Origin of the sequence: Streptomyces lancefieldiae, assembly GCF_031845825.1 — a bacterium.
GTDB lineage: Bacteria > Actinomycetota > Actinomycetes > Streptomycetales > Streptomycetaceae > Streptomyces > Streptomyces lancefieldiae.
In genome coordinates this window covers 176,875-193,655 of sequence record NZ_JAVRFH010000001.1, presented here as the reverse complement: position 1 = coordinate 193,655, position 16,781 = coordinate 176,875, and the positions used below count along the sequence as shown (strand labels likewise).

At 69.3% G+C, this 16,781-nt stretch carries 24 protein-coding genes and 1 pseudogene; 4 read left to right on the top strand and 21 right to left on the bottom strand.

The window, feature by feature from the left end:
* Positions 1 to 7: 7 nt before the first annotated feature.
* The 18 genes from RM812_RS00800 to RM812_RS00715 all read right to left on the bottom strand — a co-directional run bounded on the left by RM812_RS00800 (position 8) and on the right by RM812_RS00715 (position 7,987).
* Complete coding sequence (locus RM812_RS00800) at positions 8 to 850, bottom strand: PD-(D/E)XK nuclease-like domain-containing protein (RefSeq protein WP_311570377.1); 843 nt, start codon at positions 848 to 850, stop codon at positions 8 to 10.
* A complete protein-coding gene (locus RM812_RS00795; RefSeq protein WP_311570376.1) occupies positions 847 to 1,194 on the bottom strand; it encodes a hypothetical protein in 348 nt (115 codons plus the stop codon). The genes RM812_RS00800 and RM812_RS00795 overlap by 4 nt, the downstream gene beginning before the upstream one ends.
* Before the next feature lie 126 nt (positions 1,195 to 1,320).
* Positions 1,321 to 1,473, bottom strand: coding sequence for a hypothetical protein (locus RM812_RS00790; protein WP_311570375.1), 153 nt, complete (start codon positions 1,471 to 1,473; stop codon positions 1,321 to 1,323).
* Complete coding sequence (locus RM812_RS00785) at positions 1,473 to 2,525, bottom strand: hypothetical protein (protein WP_311570374.1); 1,053 nt, start codon at positions 2,523 to 2,525, stop codon at positions 1,473 to 1,475. Before RM812_RS00785 ends, RM812_RS00790 begins: the two co-directional genes overlap by 1 nt.
* A gap of 72 nt (positions 2,526 to 2,597) precedes the next feature.
* Positions 2,598 to 2,789, bottom strand: a complete 192-nt coding sequence (locus RM812_RS00780) for a hypothetical protein (RefSeq protein WP_311570373.1) — start codon at positions 2,787 to 2,789, stop codon at positions 2,598 to 2,600.
* Positions 2,790 to 2,865: 76 nt separating this feature from the next.
* Positions 2,866 to 3,309, bottom strand: coding sequence for a hypothetical protein (locus tag RM812_RS00775; protein ID WP_311570372.1), 444 nt, complete (start codon positions 3,307 to 3,309; stop codon positions 2,866 to 2,868).
* A 97-nt stretch (positions 3,310 to 3,406) separates the two neighbouring features.
* Positions 3,407 to 3,622 (bottom strand): hypothetical protein, encoded by a 216-nt coding sequence (locus tag RM812_RS00770; protein WP_311570371.1) that lies wholly within the window; start codon positions 3,620 to 3,622, stop codon positions 3,407 to 3,409.
* On the bottom strand, positions 3,619 to 3,909 hold the full coding sequence (locus RM812_RS00765) for a DUF6197 family protein (protein WP_311570370.1): 291 nt from the start codon (positions 3,907 to 3,909) through the stop codon (positions 3,619 to 3,621). The genes RM812_RS00770 and RM812_RS00765 overlap by 4 nt, the downstream gene beginning before the upstream one ends.
* A gap of 14 nt (positions 3,910 to 3,923) precedes the next feature.
* Positions 3,924 to 4,172, bottom strand: coding sequence for a hypothetical protein (locus RM812_RS00760; protein ID WP_311570369.1), 249 nt, complete (start codon positions 4,170 to 4,172; stop codon positions 3,924 to 3,926).
* Entirely contained in the window at positions 4,169 to 4,582 is a 414-nt protein-coding gene (locus RM812_RS00755) for a hypothetical protein (RefSeq protein ID WP_311570368.1), read from the bottom strand. Before RM812_RS00755 ends, RM812_RS00760 begins: the two co-directional genes overlap by 4 nt.
* Positions 4,579 to 4,797: a hypothetical protein gene (locus RM812_RS00750; RefSeq protein WP_311570367.1), complete on the bottom strand. Its 219-nt coding sequence runs from the start codon at positions 4,795 to 4,797 to the stop codon at positions 4,579 to 4,581. The genes RM812_RS00755 and RM812_RS00750 overlap by 4 nt, the downstream gene beginning before the upstream one ends.
* Entirely contained in the window at positions 4,797 to 5,087 is a 291-nt protein-coding gene (locus RM812_RS00745; protein WP_311570366.1) for a hypothetical protein, read from the bottom strand. The genes RM812_RS00750 and RM812_RS00745 overlap by 1 nt, the downstream gene beginning before the upstream one ends.
* On the bottom strand, positions 5,084 to 5,650 hold the full coding sequence (locus tag RM812_RS00740; protein ID WP_311570365.1) for a hypothetical protein: 567 nt from the start codon (positions 5,648 to 5,650) through the stop codon (positions 5,084 to 5,086). The genes RM812_RS00745 and RM812_RS00740 overlap by 4 nt, the downstream gene beginning before the upstream one ends.
* Entirely contained in the window at positions 5,647 to 6,378 is a 732-nt protein-coding gene (locus RM812_RS00735; protein ID WP_311570364.1) for a hypothetical protein, read from the bottom strand. Before RM812_RS00735 ends, RM812_RS00740 begins: the two co-directional genes overlap by 4 nt.
* Positions 6,375 to 6,944 carry a hypothetical protein gene (locus RM812_RS00730; protein WP_311570363.1) on the bottom strand — a complete coding sequence of 190 codons (570 nt, stop codon included), beginning with the start codon at positions 6,942 to 6,944 and terminating at the stop codon, positions 6,375 to 6,377. Before RM812_RS00730 ends, RM812_RS00735 begins: the two co-directional genes overlap by 4 nt.
* Positions 6,941 to 7,435, bottom strand: coding sequence for a hypothetical protein (locus tag RM812_RS00725; protein WP_311570362.1), 495 nt, complete (start codon positions 7,433 to 7,435; stop codon positions 6,941 to 6,943). The genes RM812_RS00730 and RM812_RS00725 overlap by 4 nt, the downstream gene beginning before the upstream one ends.
* Before the next feature lie 95 nt (positions 7,436 to 7,530).
* The gene (locus tag RM812_RS00720) at positions 7,531 to 7,797 is read right to left on the bottom strand and encodes a helix-turn-helix domain-containing protein (protein WP_311570361.1); all 267 of its coding nucleotides are present in this window, start codon (positions 7,795 to 7,797) and stop codon (positions 7,531 to 7,533) included.
* 1 nt (position 7,798) lies between these two features.
* Positions 7,799 to 7,987 (bottom strand): helix-turn-helix transcriptional regulator, encoded by a 189-nt coding sequence (locus RM812_RS00715; RefSeq protein ID WP_311570360.1) that lies wholly within the window; start codon positions 7,985 to 7,987, stop codon positions 7,799 to 7,801.
* 223 nt (positions 7,988 to 8,210) lie between these two features.
* Between RM812_RS00715 and RM812_RS00710 the strand changes: the two genes are divergently transcribed.
* The 3 genes and pseudogenes from RM812_RS00710 to RM812_RS00700 all read left to right on the top strand — a co-directional run.
* Entirely contained in the window at positions 8,211 to 8,639 is a 429-nt protein-coding gene (locus RM812_RS00710) for a hypothetical protein (protein WP_311570359.1), read from the top strand.
* Positions 8,640 to 9,073: 434 nt separating this feature from the next.
* Positions 9,074 to 10,369 (top strand): tyrosine-type recombinase/integrase, encoded by a 1,296-nt coding sequence (locus tag RM812_RS00705; protein WP_311570358.1) that lies wholly within the window; start codon positions 9,074 to 9,076, stop codon positions 10,367 to 10,369.
* A 92-nt stretch (positions 10,370 to 10,461) separates the two neighbouring features.
* Positions 10,462 to 11,478 (top strand): annotated as a pseudogene (locus RM812_RS00700) (M1 family metallopeptidase); the annotation flags it as partial.
* Positions 11,479 to 11,486: 8 nt separating this feature from the next.
* On the opposite strand, the gene RM812_RS00695 reads toward RM812_RS00700, so the two are convergent.
* Positions 11,487 to 11,972, bottom strand: coding sequence for a macro domain-containing protein (locus tag RM812_RS00695; protein WP_311570357.1), 486 nt, complete (start codon positions 11,970 to 11,972; stop codon positions 11,487 to 11,489).
* Positions 11,973 to 12,104: 132 nt separating this feature from the next.
* The gene (locus RM812_RS00690) at positions 12,105 to 13,574 is read right to left on the bottom strand and encodes an amino acid permease (RefSeq protein WP_311570356.1); all 1,470 of its coding nucleotides are present in this window, start codon (positions 13,572 to 13,574) and stop codon (positions 12,105 to 12,107) included.
* Between the two features lie 256 nt (positions 13,575 to 13,830).
* Between RM812_RS00690 and RM812_RS00685 the strand changes: the two genes are divergently transcribed.
* Positions 13,831 to 14,547: a MerR family transcriptional regulator gene (locus RM812_RS00685; protein WP_311570355.1), complete on the top strand. Its 717-nt coding sequence runs from the start codon at positions 13,831 to 13,833 to the stop codon at positions 14,545 to 14,547.
* A 9-nt stretch (positions 14,548 to 14,556) separates the two neighbouring features.
* Here RM812_RS00685 and RM812_RS00680 read toward each other — a convergent pair whose 3' ends face one another.
* The gene (locus RM812_RS00680) at positions 14,557 to 16,752 is read right to left on the bottom strand and encodes a 3-hydroxyacyl-CoA dehydrogenase NAD-binding domain-containing protein (protein ID WP_311570354.1); all 2,196 of its coding nucleotides are present in this window, start codon (positions 16,750 to 16,752) and stop codon (positions 14,557 to 14,559) included.
* Between the last annotated feature and the right edge of the window lie 29 nt (positions 16,753 to 16,781).

Genomic DNA, 16,781 nt, shown 5'->3' with positions numbered 1-16,781 from the left:
GATGCTCCTAGGCGTACTGGCGCTCGACCCACGAGAGGAGAGCGGTCATCGGGTTGGGCAGGTAGCCGGGCCATTCGTCGCGTTCACGGCAGATGGCGTAGGTGTTGAGGGCGACCTCGTTGAGGTGGCGGCCGATGCCGCGGGCCATCGGGTCGCAGGTCGTGACGACGACCAGGTAGGGCGGTTCCTTCTCCTGCAGCACGAACTGGAACGGCTTCTCCGGATCGGACACGTTGAGGGCGTCGCCGGCGTCGATGTACCACTCCTGCTGCTGGTGGTAGCCGTGCTCGTTGAACGCCTTCTCGAGGTCTTCGCGGCGGCAGGAGCGGGCAGTCTTGTAGTCGACGATCTGGCCGTCGTGGCGGAGCCAGTCGAAGCGGGCCCGCCGCCAGACGCCGTTGTCCTCCCAGAATGCGGACTGTTCGGCGACGCCGGAGCCGGGCTCCAGCAGGGCTGCAGCCTCCTCGTGCTGGCGGAGGGCGGCGGCCATGGCGCGGACCTGCTCGAGCTCGTCGCGCTTGAGAGGGATGTCGCCCGCGGCCCTTATGGCGGCGACCTCGGCGCGGAGGGCGTCGGTGTTCCACTTCTCGGCGTCGACGAGGACCAACTCGGGGCCGTCGTCGAGGACGAGCTTGTGGGCGGCGGTGCCGAGTTCGAGGGCCTTGTTGTGGGGCTGTGGGTTGTCGAGCCAGTACTTGAACTTGGCGGGGCACTCCGCGACGAGCTTGCGGGCGCCGGAAGAGGAGATGCTGCCGCCGGGGATGGGGTCGGAGTGGTACAGCTCGGCGTCGATGTCGTACAGGCCGGGCTGCACCTCGGCCGGCGTCTCGACGTCGCCGGTGGTGTTCATGCGACGCCGTCCAGGGGCATCGGGCGAGCGCAGGGCTCGCACAGCTGCTCGTCGGTGAACGGGCCGTCCTCGTCGTTGCAGCGGGCGCAGCGGATGGTGACCGGCGTCAGTCCGGCGAGTCGCTGCAGGGTGGTGATGCCGTTCTCGTCGTACTTGGCGAGGGCGATCGCGGCCCCGTAGGCGGGGAACGCGGTGGTGAGTTTGGCCCGGTGGACCATGTCGGCGCGGTCGATGAGGGTGATGAGGGACTCGGTCCAGTCGCCGGCCGGGTAGCCGCCGCGGCCGAAGTGGGAGAGGACGTGGGCGGCGACTTCGGAGGGAATGCCAGGGTTTGTGGTGGCCATAGATCCTGCTTTCGGGTGTGCGAGGTGGTGGCCAGCGCCCCAGAGCGGGGGAGGTCCGGGGCGCTGGCCTCGGGTGGCGGTCGCGAAGCGGGGGCCCGACGCGACCGCCTGGTATGGGGTTGTGGGTCAGATGAGGTCGTCGAGGATGAACTCGCCGAACCAGACGACGACGGCGACCGTGGTGCCGATTGCTGCGGTCCAGCCGGGGCTCTCGGTGATCGCCCAGGTGATGCCGGAGCCGGCCGCGCCGAGGATCAGGCCGAGCAGGAAGCGGGCCATCACGCGGCGTCCGCCGCGCTGTCAGCCTGCTCTCGCTCCTCGGCGAGCTTCTTGAGGTGGGCCTCGTAGTCGTCGTGCCACTTCTGCGGGTCGAAGCCGGCCTTCTCCGCCGCGTCCCACGCGAACTCGCCGATCTCTCCGGAGTCCAGTTCGTCCGCGACCTCGGCGACGACTGCCTGCGCGGCGCGCGGGTCGACGTTGTGGAGGGCGTCGAGGTAGCGGAACGCCATCCACCCGTTGACCGCAGCCAGGCAGTGGGCGAGGAACTCCTCGGGCTTCTCCTTCGACTTGCCGCGCATCTCCCAGCCCGACTGGAGCGTCTGCTGGAGGAGCGTCTCGCCGGTCTCGCGGATGTCGGTGGTGACCTCGTACTGGGGTCGGTCCTCCTCGTAGGCGGCGCCGTCCAGGCCGGCGTTTTTGGAGCCGGCGGAGAGTGTCCACAGCCATGACTGGTGGGCGCTGTCGAAGGTCTCCTCCTTGGTCGGGTAGATACCTGCGTGACGGACGGGCATCTGTGCGCCGAGGAAGTCCTCACCGAAGATCAGCAGGGGCTTCTCGTCTCCGGTCAGGCGGGCCCGGATCAAGCCGCCGTGGTTGAAGCGGGCCAGCTTCCTGGGGTCGAGGGCCGGGAAGACGTTGCTGTCCGCGGCCTGCTCGACCAGCTTCCGGAGCAGGCCACGCCAGTCGGGGAACTCCATGCCGACGGTGACGGCGATGCTGAGGCCGGTCTGCGGGCCCTCGAAGAACACGCGGCCCTTTGCCGTGCTGATGGTGATCAGACCAGCGCCCTGAAGGGCGTGGATCCACTCGCGGAGGGCTCGCAGGTTCTCGGCGGGGATGGTGGCCGCCCACGGCTCCTGGTTCTGGTCGCCGTGGTTGAGGCGGTAGCGGGCGGCGGCGATGGTGTACCGGTCGGAGGCGACCGCGTACAGGTACTGCGCGTCGACGTCGAGGCGGATGCCGTGCAGCGGCTCCACGTACTCGCTGCCCATGTGGTCGACGGTCTTGTCGAGGAGCAGCTTCAACTGGTGGGCGTTGATCGTGACGGACACGGTGGTCTCTCCTTGTGGGATCCTGGGTTCCGGACCCCGCCCGCTATCCCCGGGCGGGGTTCTTGCATGAGGTCAGGCGCTGGTCGCGGTCTGGTCGGCGGTGTTCTTCAGGCCGTCGATGAACTCGGCGAGCCGGGCGGTGGGGATGTAGCAGCCGTTGGGCGTGGTCTGCAGCCAGAGGACGGGGCCCTGTTCCGCGTCGTTGATGAACTCGACGCCCGCGACGTCGCCGTCCTTGTCGGTGAACTGGTACGACTCGCTCATTGGGATCTCCTTGTGGTTGGGGTTCCTTCTTGGGCGCCGCCCGACCGGCCCGGTGGTCATGCCGGCGGGCGGCGGGTCAGGGGCGCGCGCAGGCGGGCACGTGCGCGGGGTCGGTGCTGCCGAACGCCTGCTGCAGGGTGATGACCGGGATCGGCGCGGTCGCCTGGTCCTCAATGGCGCTGGTGTCGCGGACGGCGGGCGGCACGGTGATCGCGTTCGCGTTGGCTTCGGCGGCCAGCTCGGGCCCGAAGCGAACCTTCAAGGCGGCGAGTTCGTCGCGGAGCTGCTCGTTCTCGTCGCGCAGCTCGTCGAGGTTGGCGAGCTGCTGGACGATGATCTCCTCGGCCTCCGCCTGTCGGGCCGCGGTCTCGTTGAGGCGCTGCTGGAGGAGCTGGTAGGCGTCGCTGGCGCCGACGACCTGGGCGCGAAGTCCGCGGTTCTCGTCCCGCAGCTCGGTGACCTTGTCGGCGGCGCGGCGCCGGCCGTGGCCTTTGCGGAGCGGTATCAGCGTGAGGCTCACTGGTTCTCCCTGCGGCTGGTGAGACGGTCGGCGATGTACTCGCCGAAGAGGAGGAGGAAGACGGTTCCGGCACCAAGGAGGCCGTTGACGATCCAGATCACGGCTCCTCCAGGTAGCTGCGGTCGATGTAGCCGGCGGCTTCGGTGTCGGCGAAGTCGCGGGCGGTGCGGAGTCGGTGGTTGAGGTTGATGGCCTCCTCGCGGGCCTTCTCCTGGATGGCGATGAACGGGACGGCCCGGCGGATGTACAGGCGGGCCAGCGCGTTCAGCAGGCCAGCGGTCGGCGACAGGCGCGACGGAACCGGGGCGGTCACGAGGCCAGCACCTTGACTGCGGCGCCCCGGAGGGCGGATACGACCTGCAGCCGGGTACGGCCCGGGGTCCTCTCCCACGGCACGACCAGCTGCTCGCCGAGGTGGGTAACGAGAGCGTCCCAGGCGTCGATGGTGGTCTGCTCGGCGTCGGTGCTGCCCTTACCGGGGACGTAGCCGGCGGCCCGGTCGATGGCGGACATCACCGAGTTCCGCTCGGGGTCCCAGCCTTCCGACTCCAGCAGGTCGGCGGTCCCGTTGAGCACTGCGGCGACGCGAGAGCGGGTCACGGACAGGGTCACCATCACGCCACCTCCGGGAGGCCCGCGAGGAGCTGCTGCCGCTGCTGCCAGGCCACGGCCTGCGCGACCACCTCCTGCACCTGGGCGAGCGTCTTGGCCGGCGAGTCGGTGACGCTTATCGCGACGGACTCGGCGGAGTCGCCGAGGATGAGACGGGCCTGCTGGCGGCCGTCAGCACCGCGGGACGTGTCGACGCGGACCGGGCCGTCGGCGAGGTTCAGAGATATCGGGCCGTACAGGTTGGCGCTCATGCTGCGGCTCCCATCTGCTGCTTGCAGGGCCAGGGCTGGGCGTGGGTGACCGCCTCGTAGTCCTCCTCGGGGCTGGCCTGGAACTCCGAGTGGGTCGAGCAGACGATCTCCTCGCGGACCTCGCGGCAGTAGTCCGCGTCGTCCGGGATGTTGTGGTCGCAGTCGCGGAGCAGGCAGTAGACCTCTCCGGCCATGACCTTCATCGGGATGCAGGCGGGCGGTGGAGCGGTCGGCGCGCAGGCGGGGCATTCCTGGCGGACGTCGGGCAGCGGGCGGCCCATCAGGGCAGCGGTGAACTCGTTGTCGGTGAGGTCGCCGATGAGGTCACCGCAGCCGTTGCAGGCACGCTTGGTGGTGATGGTCTTGGAGCCGTCCGGGTTGATCCGGTCTGGCGTGTTCGGTCGGCTCACGACGCCTCCACGGGCTGGTTGTCGGGCAGGGGGTCGATTCCGGCGAGGGTGAGGGCGCCGCGGAGGCCGTCGACGTGGACGACGGTCAGGCCGTGCCGCACATCCCGGGCCAACGTGCGGGTGCGGGTGATCCGCGGGCGTTCGGCACGCGTCTCCGGGAACGCGCGGACCGGAGTACCGATCGGGTACAGGCGGTTGAAGGTCTCGGCGTCCATCAGCTCGCCGCCTTCACGTGCGGGCAGCGGGCGGCGAGGTCGACCTCGGCGCGGTAGCGGTCCCAGCTCATGAGCTCCATGCGATAGCCCTGGCGCTGATACTTCTCGCGCTCGCGCTTCAGCGGGTAGTGCTCACGCCACGCCTGCTCCTCCGTGGCGAACGCCTCGCCACCGAACGCGGCGGTGAGGGCACCACACGGGCAGCCACACGGCGCCCACGTGATCCACGTGCAGTTACACAGGGGGCGGATCTTGCCGTCGACCTCGACCATCAGGGTCAGCGCGGTCACGACGCCTCCCGGGCCTTGCTGCGGAGTTCGGTGGCGAGGTCGCGGAGGACAGCCTGCTCAACCGCACCCGCCCCATACCGGACCGCCAGATCCGCAGCCTCCGCGAAGGCGGCGGAACGGGCCCGGTCGCGTTCGGCGCGGACCGCGGCCAACTCGGCAGCCGACTCGGCACGGGCCTCAGCAGCCAGCTCGTCGAGAAGCTGGCTCGTCTGGGCCTTGGCCTCTTCGTCGGTTCCGGAGGGGACGCTCCACCACAGGAGGCCGGCGACCTTCTCACGGACGGTCTTCGGTGCACCCGTCGACTTGGGCGTATCGGCCGGCTTTTCAGCCGCCCGGGCCTCCTCCCACACGTCCTCCGACACCGGGTCGACGTGCGTCAGGCAGATGTAGGAGCCCTCCCCCTCGACCCAGACGACGGGGTCGCCAGGGGCCGAGACCTGGGCTGCGGTACGGGTCCGGGTCACCAGCCGGCGGGCGGTAGCGTCATCCTCGGGACGGAAACCCGGGTACGCGAAGACCAGCGTGCCGACCGGGTACTGACGGTTGAAGTCGTCGGCGTTCACGCGGCCACCTCCGCATGCTTGCGGGCGGCGTCGTACTGGCCGATGGCCCAGGAAGCGGCGTGGCACTGGTAGGCGAAGTGGTAGTTCACCTTGTCCAAGTTCCAGTCGCCGACGTCGGAGAAGGCGAAGCCGCCGATCTCGCGGACGTTGACCGTGTGGTCGCCTGCCGGACGGTGCCGGTAGAACTCCCAGCGGTAGGCGTCGTCCTGGCCGTCGTGGTCCTTGAAGGACCCGCAGGTGCACTCGGCGCGGTAGGTGACGCCGTGCTCGAAGTCGTAGACCATCTGCATGGCCCAGTCCCGCGAGTGCAGTCGGTCGCTCTCCAGGATCTGCTCACGGACCGCAGAGCGCAGGCCGCGCGGGGCACCGTCCTTCACCGCCTCCGCGACCTCGGCCTTGACCTGGGCGACCAGCCGCTCCTGGTCGTACTCGCGGACACTGTCAGCGCCGTTGACCAGCTTCGACGCCCACCGGTCCGGCTCGACGCGGATGCCGCGCAGCCAGTTGAACATGTCCTCGGTGTCAGGGCCGAACCGCTCGAAGTGGTACGAGCCGTGCGAGCCAGCCACCAACAGGTTGTACGGCCAGGTGACGAGGATGATCCGGGTCCAGCCCTGCAGGGCCTTGAACTCGACGTGCCGGTACAGTCCGTCCTCGCGGAGCTCGACCAGTTTGCCGTCCTTCACGTCACGGGCGACGTGGTCGGCGATCTCGGGGTAGTCGCTCATCGGGCCGCCTCCTCGTTCTGGGTGCCGGCGGCGTGACGCAGGCCCATCTCGACCTCGTACAGGGCGGCGGCCTTCACGTGGTCCGGCTCCAGGGCCTGCATCTCACGGAGGGCGGTGACCGCCTTGGCGATCGCGTCCGCCATGGCGGTGGCCTGCGTCTGCCGCTTCTTCTGCACCGTCTCGGCGGTGTGCTGCGGGGTGAAGACCTGGGTGCCGTACTTGGTGGCGGTGGCGCACGGCCACTGCACGACGGTGCCCTCTTCCCAGCAGACCGCGCACAGCCAGGCGTTCGGCGTGCCGCAGTCGTCAAAGACGGGGACGTGGAAGCGGGCCGGGAGCTTCGCGTTCTCCTCCAGCGAGAAGCCGGCGAGGATCTCGTAGTGCGGGTGGTCGGGGGCCTGGAGGAGCGTGGCGCGCTGGGCGCAGCCCTCGTGCTCCACCGGCTCGCCAGCCTCCGCGTTGCCGCGGCAGGTGCCGCACGCGGACGGGTCGGCGCTGGTGCTGCCCTTGGCGAGGAAGTTCGCGCGGGCTTCGACCCAGAACGGGTCAAGGTCGGAGACGCTCATCGGGCCACCTCCTCACCGTTGATGAGACGGGCGACGGTCAGGGCCTTGACGATGCAGAGGCACGGCGCTTCGTCGCCGCAGGTCGTGCAGAAGTCCTCCGCCGCATGGCCACCGCAGCCCTCGCCACAGCTGGGGCACTCCGGGGTATCGACCTCGGTCTCGTAGTTCTCAGCAGCCTGCTCCAGCCAGTCGGCCAGCGCGGCACCCACGGCGGGCTGCATGAGGGCGATGTACTCGGCGTTCCACGGCTCGCGGATCCCGCCGTAGCCAGAGCGGATCTTGCCGGAGGCGACGACCTCGGACTCGACCGTGCCCGTCGGGTGGGCGTGGGAGTAGACGGCGGACGTCGACGTGGCGCGCGGCGACCAGACGGAGCTGGTAACCCACGGGCCATCGGTCGCGTGCTTCACGTGCTTCCGGAGCTTCGCCGCGGCATTCCGCAGCTCGGCGGCGAGCGAGACCTTCCTGGTCTCGGACTGAGGTGAGATCATTGGACTCGGCGGTCCCTTCGTTGCGTGTTCTGGATGGGGATCGCGAGGTCATCGCGGGCTTGGCGGTTACGCGGTGGCCTCTTTGCGTTGGCCGGTCAGGCGGCGACGCGGGCCTGGCGGCGGACGCGAGTACGCACGGCGGAGGTCCGGGTGCGGCGGTGGTACTCGGCCATGTCCTCGCGGGTCACGACGATCACGCCGCCGGGTACGCGCTGGCTGCAGGGGAGCAGGCCGGCCTTGATGGCGCGGCGAACCGTCTCGTAGCTGCAGTGCAGCAGCCAGGCGGTTTCGCGGAGGTTGAAGAATGGCGCGTTGAGGTCCCGAGGCTCGATGGGGGTTCGAGGGGACTGCTTCGTGGCCACGTCACTTCCTTTCTGGGGGATCCATGTGAGGGGCGAGGAGCTCCGACTCGTTCGCGTTCAGGGCGGCTCTGAGTGCCTGGTAGGGGCCAGGTCTCATGCGGGTGCGGACACCGCGCTCCACCTTCCGGAGGTAGTTGGCGGTGATGCCGACCAGGTCGGCGAGCTGCTGGACTTCCATCCCCGCTGACATGCGCTTGGTGCATATAGCCGTCCCGTCCACCTCGTAGGTGGTTGGGGTTTGTGCCATGCAGAGAACTTACCCATAGATGCCCACAGTGTCTAGGCATCTGTCGCCACTTGTGGTCACTAGCTGCCTACAGATGCCCAGTGACCTGCGTAAACGTGGGGTATAGATTGGGCCTAAGTGCCTGCCAGTCCTGGCTGGTCCCCGCCAGTCCTGCGAAGATGAGCGCATGTCACGCGCCGACAATCGCGACTACGAGAGGCTGGCGACCATCGCCAGACGCCGCCGAGCCGAGCTCGGCATCGCCCTGAACGACGCAAACGCCAAGGCCGGCGGCTTGAGCAACCGGACCTGGCAGCGCGTCGAGAAGGGGCTAGAGATCCGGGAGACCAACTACGTCAAAGTCGACGGCCTGCTGAAGTGGGCGCCTGGCAGCTGCCTGGGGGTCCTTGAGGGCGGCGAGCCCGTTCCCGTCGAGGACGTGTCCGGCGCGCCGGGCGTCCAGAAATCGCCTGTGCCGCAGGAAGTTGTCGACAAGGAGGCTCTCAACACCGTGCAGCTTGCACTGATCGCCACGGCGAAAGGGACTCCCGCCGAGGAGATCCGCGAGATGAGTGAGCGCGTAGTACGGGACTTGCGCGAGCGGGGGCTGATTTAGCTCAAGTTCACTCGATCGAAGTACAACCATTTGAGTTTATCGACTTGTAATACGCATCTCTCGTGCCACTTCAGTCCCAACTGGTCCCAAACGTGGCACAGTCGTAGCACGTCCTCGGAGGCTTCCCTTCCAGGCGACACACAGGGGGAGCCATGCAGCAAAGAGACGCGCTCATAGTCGACTACGGGCCCACGTTCGACGGGACAGCGGTCCGTACCGATGCAGGGATCGTCTGTGTAGTCCCACGCCAGATCCGCGACCGGCCCGAAGTCCAGGCCTCGATGCGGGAGATGGTGCGGGACCTCGGTGGTGAATGTGGTCACTGCCCGAACTGCCCCCTGGGGCAGCAAGGCTGAGATCATGACGACGCGGAGGTCCGGCGGCAGGGGTGCCTGCCGGACTACCGCGCCGCACCGACAGCAGCAGGGGGCGACATGGCCAGACGCGCGCAGGACGTCTACACCGAATGGCGCGGCGGGACTTGCCGCGTGAAGTGGTGGTCCGGCGAGTATCACGACGACGGTCGCAAACGCTTCGAGTCCAAGGGCGGATTCACCGACGAGGACGAGGCCTTCCAGCACGGTCAGGACAAGCTGTACGAGCTGCGTCACGGCACGGGCATCTCGAACCGTGACGGCGCGACGCTGATGTCCGACTGGATCGACGACTGGTTCTCTGCGACCGATCACACGTACACGACACGCAAGGGCTACAAGTCGATCATCAACCGGCACATCCGGCCGTACTTCCACGGAAAAGCAGTCAGCGAGATCGATGTCATCGCCTACCGGGCGTTCCGCAAGCACATCCACCGGAAGCTGCCGTCCCCCGCCAGCGCCGCCAACGTGATGACGGTGCTGGGGATGATCCTCGACGACGCGGTCCCGCGGCTCATCAAGGTCTCCCCCGTGGAGCGGAAGCGGAAGCGCGGCCGGTACGTCAAGAAGACGCAGCGCGAACGCAAGCGCGACATGGACATCGCGTCGATCGACCAGTTGGCGCGCAACGCCGAGATCGTCTGCGGCTACACCGGCTACGTGATGATCTGGACGATGGCCATGACCGGGATGCGCCCGGGAGAACTCTTCGGGCTGCGGCGCGAGTACTGCTACCCGAACTGGCCGGCCAGCGATCCGCGGCCGGACCCGGACGATGAAGAGCGGTACGACGAGGACCTGCTCCGCTACGGCAAGGGCGAAGGGCTCATGCCGGCGATCCGCGTGCAGCAGCAGGTGCAGCAGGAACAGGGCAACGCGGTGGCGGAGGTGCCACCGAAGTACTACTCGTACAGGACCCTGGTGGTGCCGCCGTTCCTCGCCGACATGCTCGAGAAGCTTCTCGACTCTCACACCAACCAGTGGGTGTTCCCGGCCGTCGGGGGCGGGAACTTGAAGGCGGCTCCGTTCTCCAAGAGCTACTGGTTCCCCATCTCCAAAGGTGCCGAGGCGAGGACGAGGGGCTACGGAATCAACGCGGGTAAGCGGTCGGCGATTGCCCCCGTACCCGACTGGGCGGGTAAGCGCATGTACCTGATCCGGCATGGGCACAAGGCGTGGCTGGACGAGGACGGGCACCCCAGGTTCGCAGTGGAATCCCGGATGGGACACGAGGTGCCCGGCGTCGAGGGCACCTACAGCTCCGTGACGGTGGCGATGGAGCGTGCCATCATGAAGACGCTGCAGGAGCGGTGGGAGCGTCTACAGGAGCAGGTGCGGCGGGCGGAAAGCTAGCCGGTTTCCCACTCCTTTCCCAGTCGCCGAGTGGGCGTCGATTGCGACGCAGGTCAGAGTCCCTTCCAGTACCGTTCAGGCACCTATCTCGGTGGTTCCCCAGCAACGACCACCCGCTCGACAAGGCCACCTACGACGTGTCGGTGCAGGTCCCGGACGGCACCCAGGCCGTCTCCAACGGCACGCTCCAGTCGGCGAGCTCGCGGCTCGGCTGGACCCGGTTCAACTGGCGGTCCGACAAACCGCAGGCCACCTACCTCGCCACGCTGGCGGTCGGGAGGTTCGACCTCACCACCGGCACGACCGAGAGCGGCATCCCGGTCGTCAACGCCTACAGCAAGGACCTCGGCGCGCACGACGGCGCGGCGCGCGCCAGCGTGGAGCGGACCGGGGAGGTCGCCGACTGGCTGAGCGGGTACTTCGGGCCCTACCCCTACAACGCGCTCGGCGGGTACGTGCCGAACACGGACACCGGGTACGCGCTGGAGACGCAGACCCGGCCGTTCTACAGCCCGCGGCAGTTCGCGAACGGCTCGAACGTCTCCGTCGTCGTCCACGAGCTGGCCCACCAGTGGTACGGCGACCTGGTGTCCGTGCGCGGCTGGAAGGACATCTGGATCAACGAGGGCTTCGCGCGGTACGCCCAGTGGCTGTGGTCCGAGCACGAGGGCGAGGGCACGGCGCAGGAGCTGGCCGACTACGTGTACGCCTCGCACCCGGCCGACGACCCGTTCTGGACGGTGCGGCCCGGTGACCCCGGCCCGGAGAACCAGTTCCACACCGCGGTCTACGACCGGGGCGCGCTGGCCGTCCAGGCGCTGCGCAACGAGATCGGCGACGAGGCCTTCTTCGAGGTCCTGAAGGGCTGGCCGCAGCGGTACGCCCACGGCAACGCGTCGGTCGCCGACTTCCGGCGCTACGCCGAGGAGGTGTCCGGCAGGCCGCTGGCCGCGCTGTTCGACACCTGGCTGTTCCAGCCGTCGAAGCCGGACGCGCCGGCGGCGCGCGCGGCGTCCCTCGCCAAGGTGTCGGACACGCCCGTGCGGCCCCGGTCGTGGCAGAAGATCGCCGCGACGAACAACGTGCACGAGCACGAGCACAGGCACTGACCGGCAGGTCAGGCGGCGTCCCCGTGGTCGTAGACGGTCACGGGGACGCCTCGCCGCGCGAGGCGCTCGGTGATCAGCGGCTCGACGCGGGACCACTTGCCGCCGGCCAGGCCGCAGCCTATGCGGGGCATGTGCACGGACGCGTTCAGCTCGGCGGCCTTGCCGGCGAGGAGGCCGAGGGCCGTGCCGATCGCCTCGTAGCGCACGGGGGCGCCCTTGCTGCCGGTTCTGACACCGCGCTGGCCGATCATGTTGGCCACCCACACGTACGGCTCGACCCGGACGTACTGGACGGCGCCCAGGGTGAAGTCGTTCGACGCGCGGTCGCGGTGCCACGCGCGGTAGGCCGCCTCCGGCTCCGGCCAGCGGCGCGACAGGGCCAGGACGAAGCCCTTGCCCCAGCCGCCGATGTCGTTGCAGACATGGGCGATCATCTTGACGCCCTTGACCGACGGAACGGTGGCGTCACCGCGGACATACCTGATCTCCGACATGACGCCACCCTAGGCCTCACCACTGACAGTGGGCCTGACCTGGGGCTGTCCCGGCACCTTCCGTGCTTGCCGGCACCTCAGGTGCTCTCCCGGCACCTCAGGTGCTCTCCTGGCACCCGCGGTGCGGCCGGGCTACTTGGTGAGCGTGGACGGCTCCTGCCCGGCGTTCTGCGCCACCCGGCGGCGGACACCGAACCAGCCCGCGACCAGCATGACCGCGATCACCGGGATGAGCAGCAGGGTCTTGCGGCCGACGTCGGGGTCGTTCCACATCATGCCGAGACAGGCCAGCAGGAAGGCGATCGTGGCGATCTCCGTGACCGGGCTGCCGGGCAGGCGGAAGTGCGGCCGGGCGACCAGGCCCGCGCGCGCCCGGCGGACGAAGACCAGGTGGCAGATCATGATGATCACCCAGGTGCTGATGATGCCCAGGGAGGCGACGTTCAGCACGATCTCGAAGGCCTGGCTCGGCACCAGGTAGTTCAGACCGACGCCGAGGACGCAGATGCCGCAGGTCAGCAGGATGCCGCCGTAGGGGACCTGGCTGCGGCTCATCACCCGGGTGAACCTGGGCGCGGATCCCGCCATCGCCATGGAGCGCAGGATGCGGCCGGTGGAGTAGAGGCCGGAGTTCAGGGACGACATCGCGGCCGTCAGGACCACGAGGTTCATCACGTCGCCGGCCGCGGGGACGCCGATCTTGGACAGGACGGTGACGAACGGGCTCTGGTCACCGGAGTAGAGCGAGCTCGGCAGCAGCAGGGCGAGCAGGACGACCGAGCCGACGTAGAACAGGGCGACGCGCCACATGATCGAGTTCACCGCGCGCGGGACGACCTTCTCGGGCTCGGCGGTCTCCCCGGCGGCGACGCCCACCAGCTCCAGGGCGGCGTACGCGAAGATCACGCCCTGCATCACGAGGACGACGGGCATCACGCCGTGCGGGAGGATGCCGCCGTGGTCGGTGATCATGCCCACGCCCGGTGTGTGGCCGCCCACGTCGTGCTGGGTCGCCAGGAGGAAGATGCCGATCAGCATGAAGCCGACCAGGGTGGCGACCTTGACGATCGCGAACCAGAACTCCATCTCACCGAAGATCTTGACCGAGATGAGGTTCACGGCCAGGACCACCGCGAGGGCGATCAGGGCGAGCACCCACTGCGGGATGCTCGTGAACATGCTCCAGTAGTGCGTGTAGAGCGCGATCGCGGTGATGTCCGCGATTCCGGTCGTCGACCAGTTCAGGAAGTACATCCAGCCGGCGACGTAGGCGCCCTTCTCGCCGAGGAACTCGCGCGCGTACGACACGAAGGACCCGGAGGAGGGCCGGTAGAGCACGAGCTCGCCGAGCGCCCTGACGACGAAGAAGGCGAAGACTCCGCAGACGAGATAGGCGATCGCGAGCGCCGGGCCCGCGTCGCGCAGGCGCCCGCCGGCGCCGAGGAAGAGGCCGGTGCCGATCGCCCCGCCGATGGCGATCATGTTGACGTGGCGGGCCTTGAGGTCCTTGCTGTAACCGGCGTCGCCCGCGTCCGCGGGGATGGTCCCGGTCGCCTGGGGGTGGGCGGCGACCTGTGCCGTGTCGACGGCGTCCTTGCTCACGGGTGGTTCCACTCTCTGGTGCGCCCGGGCAGGGTGCGCCCGGGTCGTCCGTACAGTGACTAGGCCCGCACCACCCTTCGCGGCACAGACCAAGGCAGCACCTTCCCACGACGCAGCGTTCCTACGCGGTGGCTCATGTCACAGAGCGTGACTTCTCACAGGATCCCTCGGCCGTCTCCACGTGATGCACAAGAGGTGTCACGGCAGGTGTCACGTTGGGTGTCACAGCATTGGTGGAACAGCGATACTGCTGCACATGACGACGACCGACGCCGAGGAGCCGACCCTCACGATCGACGAGCTGGCCGCGCGGGCCGGCGTCACGGTGCGCACGGTCCGCTTCTACGGCACCAAGGGCCTGCTGCCGCCGCCGACGATCGGCCCGCGCCGGGTGGGGCACTACGGCGGGGAGCACCTGGCCCGGCTGGCGCTGATCGAGGAGTTGCAGCACCAGGGCATGACGCTGGCCGCGATCGAGCGGTACCTGAAGCGGCTGCCGCCCGACCTGAACGCCCACGGCCTCGCGCTGCACCGCGCGGTGGTGGCCTCCTGGGCGCCGGAGGCGGTGGAGACCGTCACGCGCGAGGAGCTGGGCCGGCGAGCGGGCCGCCCGCTGACCGACGAGGAGGTCGAGCGGCTGGCGGCGATGGACATCGTCACGCGCGACGGGGACACGCCGGAGGCCTACCGCGTCGACACCGGGCTGCTGCGCCTCGGCGTCGAACTGCTCGACGTCCCCCTGTCCCCCGACACGGTCCTCGCCGCCCGTACGGCTCTCCTCGAGCACTCCCGCGCGGCCGCCCGGGACCTGTCGCGGCTGCTGCGCGACGCGGTCGCCGAACGCGACGCGCGGGACGTGCGGTCCCTGTCCGCCCACATGCACCCGCTCGTGGTGCAGGCGCTGCTGACCACGTTCCAGCGGTCGTTGCGCGAGGAGCTGCGGGAGTGGCTCGACCGTGGCGGCGAGGACTGAGGCGCCTCCTCAGCGGCCGTCGGTGAAGACCTCTCCCTTGTCGGCCTTCTCCACCAGCAGCGCGGGCGGCGTGAAGCGGTCGCCGTAGCGGTCGGCGAGCTCACGCGCGCGGGCCACGAAGCCGGGCAGGCCGGCGCCTGCCCCGGCGTAGGCCTCGTAGCCGTTGATGTACTGGAGGACGCCCCCGGTCCAGCCGGGGAAGCCGATGCCGAAGATCGAGCCGATGTTGGCGTCGGCGACGGAGGTCAGCACGCCCTCCTCCAGCAGCCGGACGGTGTCCAGCGCCTCGGAGAAGAGCATCCGCTCCTGCATGTCCCGGAACGGGATCCGGTACCCGGGCTTGGTGAAGTGTTCCCGCAGCCCCGGCCACAGGCGGGTCCGCCTGCCGTCGTCCCCGTACTCGTAGAAGCCGGCGCCCCCGCTGCGGCCGGGGCGTTCGAACTCGTCCACCATGCGGTCGATGACGGCCTCGGCGGGGTGCGCGGTCCAGGTGCCGCCCGCCTCCTCCACGGCCCGCCTGGTCTCGCTCCGGATCTTGCGCGGCAGGGTGAGCGTCAGTTCGTCCATCAGGGACAGCACCTTGGCCGGGTAGCCCGCCTGGGCCGCCGCCTGCTCGACGGAGGCGGGCTCGACGCCCTCGCCGACCATCGCCACGCCCTCGTTGATGAAGTGGCCGATGACCCGGGAGGTGAAGAAGCCGCGCGAGTCGTTGACGACGATCGGCGTCTTCTTGATCTGCCGGACCAGGTCGAAGGCGCGGGCCAGCGCCTCGTCGCCCGTCCGCCCGCCCTTGATGATCTCGACGAGCGGCATCCTGTCGACCGGCGAGAAGAAGTGCAGCCCGATGAAGTCGGCCTGGCGCTCGACGCCCTCGGCGAGGGCCGTGATGGGGAGCGTGGAGGTGTTGGAGCAGAGCAGCGCGTCGGGCGCGACGACGTCCTGGATCTCCTGGAACACCTTGTGCTTGAGGGAGGTGTCCTCGAAGACGGCCTCGATGACCGCGTCGCAGCCGCCCAGGTCGGCGGCCTCGGCGGTGGGTGTGATCCGGGCGAGCAGCGCGTCGGCCTTCTCCTGGGTCGTGCGGCCCTTGGCGACGGCCTTGGCGCACAGCTTCTCGGAGTAGCCCTTGCCCTTGACAGCGGCCTCCAGGGAGACGTCCTTGAGGAGGACGTCGATACCCGCACGGGCGCACGAGTAGGCGATGCCGGCGCCCATCATGCCGGCACCGAGGACGGCGACCCTGCGGACCTGGCGCGGCTCGACGCCCTTCGGGCGGTTGGCGCCGGAATTGACGGCCTGGAGGTCGAAGAAGAACGCCTGGATCATGTTCTTCGAGGTCTGCCCCGCGGCCAGCTCCACGAAGTAGCGGGCCTCGATGACCTGGGCGGTCTCGAAGTCGACCTGGGAGCCCTCGACGGCGGCGGCCATGATGCCCCGCGGCGCCGGGTAGGGGGCGCCGTTGGTCTGCTTGCGCAGGTTGGCGGGGAAGGCGGGCAGGTTGGCCGCGAACTTCGGGTGGGCGGGGGTGCCGCCGGGGATGCGGTAGCCGGGCCGGTCCCAGGGCTGGGCGGACTCCGGGTGGGCGTCGATGAAGGCGCGGGCCTTGGCGAGCATGTCCTCCCGGGTGTCGGCGACCTCGTCGACCAGGCCGTTCTCCTGGGCGCGGCGCGGGGTGTACTGCGTGCCCTGGAGGAGCACCTTGAGCAGGGCGTCGGTGATGCCGAGCATCCGGACGGTGCGGACGACGCCGCCGCCTCCGGGGAGCAGGCCGAGGGTGACCTCGGGACAGCCGATCTTGGAGCCGGGGGCGTCGAGGGCGACGCGGTGGTGGCAGGCGAGGGCGATCTCGTAGCCGCCGCCGAGCGCGGCGCCGTTCATGGCGGCGACGACGGGCTTGCCGAGGGTCTCGATGCGGCGCAGGTTCCGCTTGATCGCCATGCCGCCGTCGAAGAGGTCCTGGGCGGTCTCGGGGGTGACGCGGATCAGGTCGCGCAGGTCGCCGCCGGCGAAGAAGGTCTTCTTGGCGGAGGTGACGACGACGCCGCGGATCGAGTCCTTCTCGGCCTCCAGACGGTCGGTGATCACCGCCAGGGACTCGCGGAACGCCTGGTTCATGGTGTTCGCGGACTGGGCGGGGTCGTCGAGGACGAGGGTGACGACGCCGGTGTCGTCCTGTTCCCAGCGGATGGTGGTGCTCTCGGTCATGACAGGGTCTCCGTAGAAGTCTCGGTCCG